Here is a 9,105-nt window from a genome sequence, read left to right as displayed (position 1 = left end):
GCAGCCGGGGACGGACAGCCTGCCGACCCCTCGACGGGCATCCGGGCAGGCGGGCGCCGACGCGGGGCGTGGCTGGGGACCTTCACGGTCTACTACCCCGGCTCGTATGTGACGTGGGTCCTATGGGACGGCTCACCCCGGAGGCACCTGAATGTCACGGAAAGCGACTGTTCGTACCCCTCTGAAGCCGCTCCGGGTGACGCGGCGGCGGGGCCGATCAGCTCGGGTCGACCGGGCGGCTGCCTTGGCCACAGCGAGGTGCGCGCCGCGCCCCGGCGGCCGTCAGGCCGAGCGCGTCGGAGCGGGACGCCCGAGGAGGAGCTCCTGCTCCGCGGGGGTGAGGGCCGGGCCGTCGAGTGGGGGGAGACGGGGGCCGCGGAGCGCGGCCAGGAGGACCCGGGGGTGGGCGAGGGCCGCGCTGCCGGCCTGGAGGGCAATGACGTCGGTCAGGGCCTCGACGACGGTGAAGTCCGAGCAGGCCGTCTCGATGAGGCGACTGACGTACCTGGCGCTGACGCGGTCGGCGAAGGTGCGCTTCTTGCCGATGGCGTGCGGGAAGGCGGCGTCCTGGCCCACGGCCAGCAGCCAGGCGGCAGCCGCCGGGCGGCCGATCGCACGCTGCGCGCGCCGCGCGAACCCCTTCGACGTGATGTCGCTCTTCGAGGCCAGGTCCCGCAGCGCCCGGGCGCCCTGGGCCGCCGCGGACATGCCGTGTCCGTAGACCGGATTGAGCGCGGTGGCGGAGTCCCCGAGCGCGACGAAGCCCTCGACGCGGGACTTCTCGTAGTGGCGCCGCCGGTTGGCCGTGTTCCGGGCGACCGTCACCGGGCCCAGGGGCTCGGCCCGGTCCAGGAACTCCGCTACCAGAGGGCTCCGCAAGCGGCGGGCGAACTCCACGAACTGCGACTCCACGCTGGTGGGTTGGCCGCCGCGGGTGCCGGAGAGGCTGACGATCCACTCGTCGCCCTCGATGGGGAGGACGGTACCGGAGGAGCCGGGCACGGCCATCCGGGCGTCGGACTGGACGTTGATGACCGGCCAGCCCGCGGTGCCGGCGGGCGCCTTGTAACGGCGGCTCGCATAGGTGACTCCCGCGTCGACGACGGTCTCGGGAACGGCCGGGATCCCCAACTCGGCCAGCCAGCGCGGGGCATGCGAGGAACGACCGGTGGCATCGATGACCAGGTCGGCCTCACGGACCTCCTCCGTGCCGTCCCGGTACCGGATCACCGCACCGGTGACCCGGGTGCGGGTGCCGAGGAGGCGTACCGGCTCGGCCTCGGGCAGCAGACGTACGCCCGGCAGCGCGAGGGCGCGAGTGCGGACGGCCCAGTCGACGAGGTCGCGTCCGGCGCTGACGAGGTACTGCGCCTCGGGCCAGCACCGCCGGTACCAACCGCCGGGTGAGAAGGCGACCATGCCGTTGGGGATGGATATCCGGTGCGCTCCGGCACTCAGCCACGTCCCCATGGTCCCGGGCAGGAGCGAGTCGATCGCCTCGGCCCCGCCCGACCAGAGCAGGTGGGCGTGCCGGGACTGGGGAAGCCCGCGACGCGGACGCGGGGTGTCCGGCAAGGCGTACCGCTCGACGATGTCGACGTCGACATCCGCGCCGGCGCCGTGCCGAGCGAGTGCGGCGGCGGCCAGGGTGCCGCTCAGCCCGCCTCCGAGGATCAGGACTCGGGATCGAGATGGGGGCCTACCGGCCATGCGGGTCTGCTTTCTGCTCCGGCACTGGCCGGTATGGCGGAAGTCGAGTGGGGTTCGAGGGTGAGCCCTAGAATCCGACGATGATCAATACGCGCTTCGTCGGTGGTCCGCTCGCGGGCATCGAGGGGATCCAAGCCACCGAGGTGGCCCTGGCTGCGCACAGTGGTAGCCGCGAGATCGGATGCTACCTACGGGGCCCCGATGACGACGGCGTGGCGGTCTACCGGTGGGTGCCTGCCCCGGAGGAGCAGGAGGACGACCTTCCGGATCCGGCCTGAACCATCCCGGAGTTCACGGCGGCGTCTGCCGTACCGGAGCCGGGACCGCAGCCGACTCCGGGACCGCAGCGGACTCCGCGACCGTAGCCGCATCCAGGACCGAGGCCCCGTCCGAGGCCTGCACCGAGGCCCCGTCCGGCGCCCGGACCGCAGCCGCAGCCGTAGCCACGTCCGGATCCGGGCCGTTCGGCCGCTCGGGCGCAGTCGCCTCCGGCGCCGGGTTCTGAGCCAACCACCGCCCGTACGCCCGGGTCATCCCCCGGTTGCGCAGGGCGTCGAGGGCGAAGGCGAGGCGGGCGGAGGTGCGGTCGCGCGGTGCGAGGCCCCGGGAGACGCGGCTCATGTGGCTCCGTACGAGGGCCAGCACGCCCGCGCTGGCGATGTCCGTGTCACGCCAGTTGAGGCGCGGCGCGGCGACCTCGATGTCCTCGCCCTTCTCCCAGCGTGCGGGGAGGTCGGGGCGCAGGGCCAGGGCGGTGGCCAGCCCGACCAGCGCGAACCCGCTCGCCAGGACCCGTTCGGCGGACGCGCGACGGCCGATGCCGCCCGTCAGCATGAGCGGCATCGGCGCGGACGCCACGAGCCGCTCGGCGATGGCGAGGAAGTACGCCTCCCGGCCGAGCTTCCGGTCGTCGGCCGTGCGACCCATGGTCGCGGCGCTCTCCACGCTGCCGCCGGAGAGTTCCACCAGGTCCACGCCGAGGTCCGTGAGGAGGGCGAGCACCTGCTCCACCTCGTCGACGTCGAAGCCACCGCGTTGGAAGTCCGCAGTGTTGATCTTGATGCTGACGGCGAAGCCGTCCGACACCACCGCGCGAACGGCGCGCACCACGCCGAGCAGCAGTCTGGCCCTGTTCTCCAGGCTGCCGCCCCACTGGTCGGTGCGGCGGTTGACCAAGGGGGAGAGGAACTGGCTGAGGAGGTAGCCGTGGGCCGCGTGGATCTGGACGCCGTGGAAGCCGGCTTCCTCCGCGAGGCGAGCGGTCGTCGCGAACCGGTCGATCGTGGCCAGGATGTCGGCTTCGGTCATGGCCGTCGGCCGGGCGAAGACGCGCGTGTGCTTCCCGAGGCTGACACCGATGTCGGACGGCGCCCACGCGACACCGGGCAGGTCCGCCCGTACCTGCCGACCGGGATGGTTGATCTGCATCCAGACCTGACCGCCCCCCGATCCGGCGGCCGCCGCCCAACGGCGGAACGGGGCCAGGTCGGTTCCGGAGTCGAGCACGATCGTTCCCGGGGAGGTGAGGGCCCGTCGGTCCACCATCACGTTCCCGGTGATGATCAGTCCGCTCCCGCCGCGCGCCCAACTGCGGTAGAGCTCCTCGATCTCCGGCCCCGGTAGCTGCCCGGGCTGGCGGGCCATGCTCTCCTCCATGGCCGCCTTGGCGATCCGATTCGCGATGCGGCTGCCGTTGCGCAGCACGAGAGGTGTGGACAGGTGCATGAAATCTTTCCTCCGGATGTCGTCACGTGAAGTAGCTCCGTGGCCCGTGGGCGCGGTCCCGGTACCCGGCCCGCGCGCCGCTCGGCCCGCGCCGCACCGGGCTCCGCCTTGATCGGCCGCGCCCTGATCAGCCCGCGCCCCGATCGGACCGGCACCGCGGCGATTCACCGGTCCCGCAGCCGCAGGACCCGACCCGCCGCCGTCCGCACACGGGCGAGGCGCGCGCCGAGGCTCGGGGTGACGGGCTTGAGCTGGCTGCCGCCCATGGGGCCCGTCTGCGGATCCGACCACAGTTGGGCGACCTCCTCGGCGATCGCCTGTTGGGCCCGCCGGGACGCCGTCGGGTGACTGATGCCGCGCCCGAGTGCCACGCGCAGGGACCTGGCCGCGGCTTCGGTGGCCAGCTGCCCCCGCGCGTCCAGGGGGCTGAAGGTCGCCAGGGCGTCACCGATGACGACGAAGCCGCGGGGCCCGCGGATGCGCTCGTACCGGTGCCAGCGGGTCGACGTCGGAGCGACGACCACGTCGCCGGCGGGCTTCGCCCCGGCGATGAGCCGGCCCACGCCGGGGTCGGACAGGGCCAGTGCGGCAGTCAAGAAGGCGTCCCCGCCGGTGATCCGTTCGCGATCGGGAGCGGTCTGCGTCACGGTCCACATCCCGTTCTCGATCGGGACGAGCACCGCGCTGCGAGCCCCGTCCGCGACGGAGATGAGGGCGACGTCCTCGTGTCCCTCCGGTGCCCAGTACATACGGCCGGCCATGAACCCGGCCGTGCCGCGGGTGGTGACCGGCACGGCGGCCACACCGAGTTCGCGCAGCCAGGCCGTCGTACAGGCGTCGGCGCCGCTCGCGTCGACGACCAGTTGCGCCGTGACCTCCCGCTCCGTCCCGTCGTCGAAGAGCACCCGCGCGCCGAGCACCGCGGACTCGTCGCCGATGAGCCCGACGGCCCGGGCCCCGTCGAGGACGGTGGTGCTCCGCTCGTGCGCGGGGTTGGCGACGACGACCTCGCGCAGCACCTCGGTCAGCAGGTCACGGCTGCACGTGAGCAACTCGCGGGTGCCCCAGGCCCGTGGGCGCGTGCGGGACAGGTGCGCGCGGGCCGGGAGGGGGAACGTCCGAGCACCACGGCGCCGCAGCATCGCGCCCGAGCCGTACGCCAGGTCGTTGACGTCCCACATGCCCCCGATGTGGAGGACCTCGCCGTGCTGGGCGGCCGCGGCACCCGCCGGCTTCGGCTCCTTCGGCTCCTCGCTCGCCGTCGGATCCTTCGGCCCCACCGACTCGGCGTCCGACCCGCCCGCGAGCACGAGTACGTCGTAGCCGGCCATGGCGACCACGGATGCGGCCAGCAGGCCCGCGTACCCCCCACCGATGATCAGGGCTTCGACGTGCTGCGGGTGCGTGGTGGTCATGGCTGTCTCTCTGTGAAGGATCTCTGAGCGGCGGACGGGATGCGGGCTCGCGGCCCCCGTTCCGGTGTCATGCACGATGCTCGGCGAGTACTGTCGACTGCCGCGTCACCTCCACCCGCGAGGAGCGCAGCATGGCGTCCGACATGTCGAGGAGGTCGTCGGAGTCCTCGATGGAACTGACCGTCCACCGAAGCGACGGCGCGACGGCGGGCGCCGAACGACCCTTGCCGACGACCGCCCGGGCTATCACGCAGGCATCGGCCTCACTGCGGGCCCGCCCGCTCTCGGAGCCCTCGGCGAGGGCGAGCGCGTAGACCTTCGCGCCGGTCGCGCGGTCGAACCACGGTGTCAGTCGCAACACCGCGTCGAAGATGTCCCTCTCACGCTGCATGAGCCGGTGCTCCACGGGCTGCCACCAGGGCATGGGCGGCGGGCTCGTGGCAGGTATCTCCGGACGGATCTCCTGCCACAGGGGTTGGAGCCGGCGGAAACGACACAGAGCCCGCCACCGGTATCCGACGCCCTGCCCGATGGGCGGCAGGACGAATCCGCCGGCGACCAGGAAGGCGCTGAAACTGGCGATGGAGAAGGCGACCTGGGTGCTCAGCCAGTCCCAGTCGTGGCCGAGCCAGCGGGCGACGATCGCCGTGTACTTCAGGAGGTCGTAGGCGAAGGTGCAGGCCGCGCCCGCGGTGATCAGCAGCAGCCCGCCCTTCAGGGTGCCGGGGACCTGCCTCGACCAACGCCAGCTGAGCACCATCATGGTCACGGCCGCCACGCTGTGCGCCGCCAGGTAGAGGAGGACCATCTCGCGGATCCACGGTGTGCCGCAGTAGTAGGTGTCCAGGTCACGGAGCCGCTCGACCGGTGCGTCGCCCAACGCGAACAGGACCCAGATCGCCAGGACGACCAAGGCGTAGGCCGTGAGGCACAAGCGGGTCTGCCGCTGGGTGACGCGAGCCTCGTCGTTCCCCCGCCAGTGGATCAGCAGCACGATGGTGACGGCGTCGAACGCGGTCAGGATCGAGTAGACGATGGGCGCCGCGATGTTCGGTACGCCGAACATCGCGTTGATGGCCGCGAGGTGCGGGGGAGCGGCGGTGACGAACAGGAGCGCGCCGACGAAGAGGGTCGCGGTGACGGCCCTCAGGAGCGGGTCGCGCGGGTTCTTCCGCAACGCCCACAGTTTGATGGCGGCGGCGATCAACAGACCGCCGGCCGAGCTCAGGTACGCCGTTCCCGCGTTCACCGAGGGCTTCCGTGCGCCACGTCGAGGGAAGTGAGCATGATCAGTTGCTCTCCGAGCGGTCGGCGCCGACGGGGGAGCCGGAACGGTGGATCTTGGAGAACTGGATGCTCAGTCGGGCGAGACCGTTCGTTCCGGAGACGCGGGTGGGAATCGCGGAACTCCCGTCGACGGTCAAGGGAGTCCGCCCCGACGCCGGCACCCTGGCGGCTTCCGCGACCTCTGCGGCTTTCTCGCCCTTCTCGTCCTTCGCGTGCTCCGCGTGCTCCGCGTTCTTCGAGGCCTCCGCGGCGACCAGGGCCGCGTGGATCGTCGCCGCTTCGGCGAAGATGATGGCGGCATCCGGAGCACAGCCGTGTGAGGAGGCGTAGCGCTCGGCGGCCTCGCGCCGACCGGTGTCCAGGTGGGGCGCCAGGTTGAGCAGCCGGTCGGCGATCTCGGTCGACCTGGCCATCGCCCGGATCTCCAGCGACGCGGTGGGACGGATGCGCATGGGCTTCCCCGGCCCCGAGAACGGTTCGAGCGCACGCCACAGGGGCTCCATCGCCCGGTAGGCCCGCCAGGACACCCATATCGACCCCAGCCGAGGCCCGACGACCGGCAGCAGGAACCCGACCGTGGTCATGGCCGCGCCCAGTCCCGCCAGGGGAGGGGCGATGTCGGTGCTGAGCGGGTCCCAGGCGTCCGTACCGGCCCAGCGGGCCCCCACGGCCATGAACTTGAGCAGGGCGAACGAGAGGGTGAGACCGAACGCGGTCACCAGGATGACCAGACCCCAGTGGGTCCAGGCCGCCTGGAGCTCGCGCAGTTCACGTGCCCACCGCCAGCACTTCGTCGCCACGACGAGACTCGTGGCGGTGTGCGCGGTCAGGTAGAGGACGATCATCTCCCGGACGTACGGGGTGTTCGCGTAGAAGGTGTCGAAGTCGCGCTGCTGCTCGATCGGCACGTCGCTGAGGGAGAAGAGCACGCAGAAGGTCGCCATCACCACGCCGGTGGCCGCGATCCACAGTCTGGTGTGCCGTCGAATGGTCTCCTCGGCCCCACCGCGCCAGTGGATCAGGAGCACCAGTGAGCCGCACGCCAGGCAGGACAGGATGCAGTAGACGATGAGCGCCGAGATGTTCGGGATGCCGGTGATCCGGTTGACCCGCTCGATCGTGGGCGGAGCGCCGAACACGAACCCGGCCGCCGAGGACGCGAGGATCACGAGGATCGACTTCGACATCGGGGAGTGCCAGGTGTGCCAGAACGAGGGCGACTTCACCACCAGGGCGATCGCCAGCACGGCGGCGGGTATGTAGTAGTCCGATCCGGTCATGCTCAGTAGCCTCTGCCCAGGCTCGACTGGATCCGGCCCGCCACACCGGTGATCGGTACGGCGCCGCCACCTTGGAGGTACTCCCGCAGTCGGGAGCCGAGCTGGAGCCCGAAGTTCTCCGCGTCGCTCTCCTCCTCGGTGTTGACGTGGCTCCTCGCGGCCATGGCCATCAGGTCGTCGCCGGCCAGTTCGCCGCCGAGCGAACGGGCGGCCGCCGTGGCCACGTCACTGTGGGTCTCATAAGACCCGTGCGACCCATGCGACCCATGCGAACCGTGGGTTCCATGGGTTCCATGGGTTCCGTGTGACAGGCACCCGCCCATCAGGGTGTGCCAGATCTCGTGCGCAAAAATGACAAACTGGTGCAACGTAGTGGTCTTACTCTCGATGATGATCACGACTCGGTCGTCGAAGCTGGCGGTGAGGCCGCTGGCCGTCTCCTCGGGGAACTCACTGAAGCGCAGGAGGACCGGGCGGTACGGCAGTCCGCCGCGGTCCGCGTTGAAACGCTGCTCGACGTCGGCCCTCAACACCTCGAACAAACTGTCCGGATCCGAGGGGATCGGCTTTTCGAGACCTGCGAGCATCTCGTCGCAGAGCTTCGCGATCTTCCGTTCGGTCGACCGCCGCGTCAGGTGCTGCTTCGGCGCGACGAGCAAGCTCTTGGGGCGGATCGCCCGTCCGAGAGCCGCGAACACCCCTGTGCGAAGGTTCGCCCTCTGCTGCTCGCTCATCCGAATGCCCTCACTCTGCGTTCCTTCCGAAGGGCGGTGAACCCGCGGCCGCCGCCTTCCGCTTTTGTGCTGTGGCTGAAGCTCGGGTCAGCCGCCCGCCCGGAGATCGCGCCCCTCAAGGTGTGGGGCTCTCCTGGGTGATCGCGTCCACGAAGGCCATCAGCGCCGTCTCCAGGTTCGGCGGCAGTTCCTTGTCGCCGAGACGGAGCTGGATTTGCAGGGCGTAACGATTCTTTACCACGTGCGCGGGGTTCTTGAGGTGCGCTGTGAGGTCGGGGATGACCTTGCTCTCCAGCACCCGCCTCAGAGCCTCGGGCGGAGTGTGGGTGAAGTACTCCATGGGAACGTCGAAGAACCTGGCCAGACCCGCGCCGTGCCAGATGTTCGGCGTGCTCCGGTTCAGGAGCTTGCCGTGCCACTGGGGCGTCATCCCACTGCCCGCGGCGATCTCGGCGGTCGTGTACTGACGCCGGTTGCCCGTGTCCCCGTCCACGGTCAGACGGGTCTCCCTCAGGAACGCGATGCGGCGGGCCAGTTCGGCCGGGCCGCTCGCGGGCGACGCGACGGGTTCGCCGTCGAGCAGTCGCCGGATGTCCGCCTCCGCGAGGGAGGTGTGGAACGAGAGGGTCGACAGGTTGAAGGCGGACGCCCTGTCGAGGCCCGACTCCAGCCGTAGCCCTTCGACTTCCCTCACGGTTTCGGCGAGTTGTTCGTACCCGTCTTGCATGGGTCCTCCGGACGGGCTGGAAGGGGAACACGCGGTCCGGTGGAGTCCGGGACCTGCGGGAGGCAACTAGATCACGGAAACGGTCGGCTCCGCAATGAAACGATCGTTTCCCTTGGCTCGATCGCAGACCCACCACCGCATCCGAACCCGCTGCCCGAGCACGGTCCGCCGAACGGTTCCCCCGCCGGCCCTGGGAGCGCTGCTCGTTGCCGACCACCACGTCGGGG

At 71.0% G+C, this 9,105-nt stretch carries 8 protein-coding genes; 1 reads left to right on the top strand and 7 read right to left on the bottom strand.

The genetic code is table 11. The features are described 5' to 3' along the window. Positions 1 to 282 precede the first annotated feature (282 nt). Complete coding sequence (locus ACFY0I_RS39430) at positions 283 to 1,710, bottom strand: NAD(P)/FAD-dependent oxidoreductase (protein WP_388904617.1); 1,428 nt, start codon at positions 1,708 to 1,710, stop codon at positions 283 to 285. 80 nt (positions 1,711 to 1,790) lie between these two features. Here ACFY0I_RS39430 and ACFY0I_RS39425 point away from each other — a divergent pair, with 80 nt between their 5' ends. Beyond that, positions 1,791 to 1,988 carry a hypothetical protein gene (locus tag ACFY0I_RS39425; RefSeq protein WP_388904615.1) on the top strand — a complete coding sequence of 66 codons (198 nt, stop codon included), beginning with the start codon at positions 1,791 to 1,793 and terminating at the stop codon, positions 1,986 to 1,988. A 13-nt stretch (positions 1,989 to 2,001) separates the two neighbouring features. Here ACFY0I_RS39425 and ACFY0I_RS39420 read toward each other — a convergent pair whose 3' ends face one another. The 6 genes from ACFY0I_RS39420 to ACFY0I_RS39395 all read right to left on the bottom strand — a co-directional run bounded on the left by ACFY0I_RS39420 (position 2,002) and on the right by ACFY0I_RS39395 (position 8,878). Then, entirely contained in the window at positions 2,002 to 3,435 is a 1,434-nt protein-coding gene (locus ACFY0I_RS39420) for an NADH:flavin oxidoreductase/NADH oxidase family protein (protein ID WP_388904614.1), read from the bottom strand. Between the two features lie 164 nt (positions 3,436 to 3,599). After that, positions 3,600 to 4,850, bottom strand: coding sequence for an FAD-dependent oxidoreductase (locus ACFY0I_RS39415; protein ID WP_388904612.1), 1,251 nt, complete (start codon positions 4,848 to 4,850; stop codon positions 3,600 to 3,602). A 67-nt stretch (positions 4,851 to 4,917) separates the two neighbouring features. Beyond that, positions 4,918 to 6,099, bottom strand: a complete 1,182-nt coding sequence (locus ACFY0I_RS39410) for an MAB_1171c family putative transporter (RefSeq protein ID WP_388904611.1) — start codon at positions 6,097 to 6,099, stop codon at positions 4,918 to 4,920. A gap of 40 nt (positions 6,100 to 6,139) precedes the next feature. Then, positions 6,140 to 7,417 (bottom strand): MAB_1171c family putative transporter, encoded by a 1,278-nt coding sequence (locus ACFY0I_RS39405; protein WP_388904610.1) that lies wholly within the window; start codon positions 7,415 to 7,417, stop codon positions 6,140 to 6,142. 2 nt (positions 7,418 to 7,419) lie between these two features. Beyond that, on the bottom strand, positions 7,420 to 8,151 hold the full coding sequence (locus ACFY0I_RS39400; RefSeq protein ID WP_388904609.1) for a hypothetical protein: 732 nt from the start codon (positions 8,149 to 8,151) through the stop codon (positions 7,420 to 7,422). 115 nt (positions 8,152 to 8,266) lie between these two features. Continuing rightward, entirely contained in the window at positions 8,267 to 8,878 is a 612-nt protein-coding gene (locus ACFY0I_RS39395; RefSeq protein ID WP_388904608.1) for a hypothetical protein, read from the bottom strand. Between the last annotated feature and the right edge of the window lie 227 nt (positions 8,879 to 9,105).

It is taken from the genome of Streptomyces sp. NPDC001568 (assembly GCF_042893755.1).
Taxonomy (GTDB): Bacteria; Actinomycetota; Actinomycetes; order Streptomycetales; family Streptomycetaceae; genus Streptomyces.
Note: the sequence above shows the minus strand (reverse complement) of the source record. Positions and strands in the feature narration are given on the sequence as shown.

What these genes read in the sequence shown, in the direction of transcription:
- ACFY0I_RS39400 (WP_388904609.1), bottom strand. Translation starts at nt 8,151, where the DNA reads ATGAGCGAGCAGCAGAGGGCGAACCTTCGCACAGGGGTGTTCGCGGCT.
- ACFY0I_RS39420 (WP_388904614.1), bottom strand. Translation starts at nt 3,435, where the DNA reads ATGCACCTGTCCACACCTCTCGTGCTGCGCAACGGCAGCCGCATCGCG.
- ACFY0I_RS39395 (WP_388904608.1), bottom strand. Translation starts at nt 8,878, where the DNA reads ATGCAAGACGGGTACGAACAACTCGCCGAAACCGTGAGGGAAGTCGAA.
- ACFY0I_RS39425 (WP_388904615.1), top strand. Translation starts at nt 1,791, where the DNA reads ATGATCAATACGCGCTTCGTCGGTGGTCCGCTCGCGGGCATCGAGGGG.
- ACFY0I_RS39430 (WP_388904617.1), bottom strand. Translation starts at nt 1,710, where the DNA reads ATGGCCGGTAGGCCCCCATCTCGATCCCGAGTCCTGATCCTCGGAGGC.
- ACFY0I_RS39405 (WP_388904610.1), bottom strand. Translation starts at nt 7,417, where the DNA reads ATGACCGGATCGGACTACTACATACCCGCCGCCGTGCTGGCGATCGCC.
- ACFY0I_RS39415 (WP_388904612.1), bottom strand. Translation starts at nt 4,850, where the DNA reads ATGACCACCACGCACCCGCAGCACGTCGAAGCCCTGATCATCGGTGGG.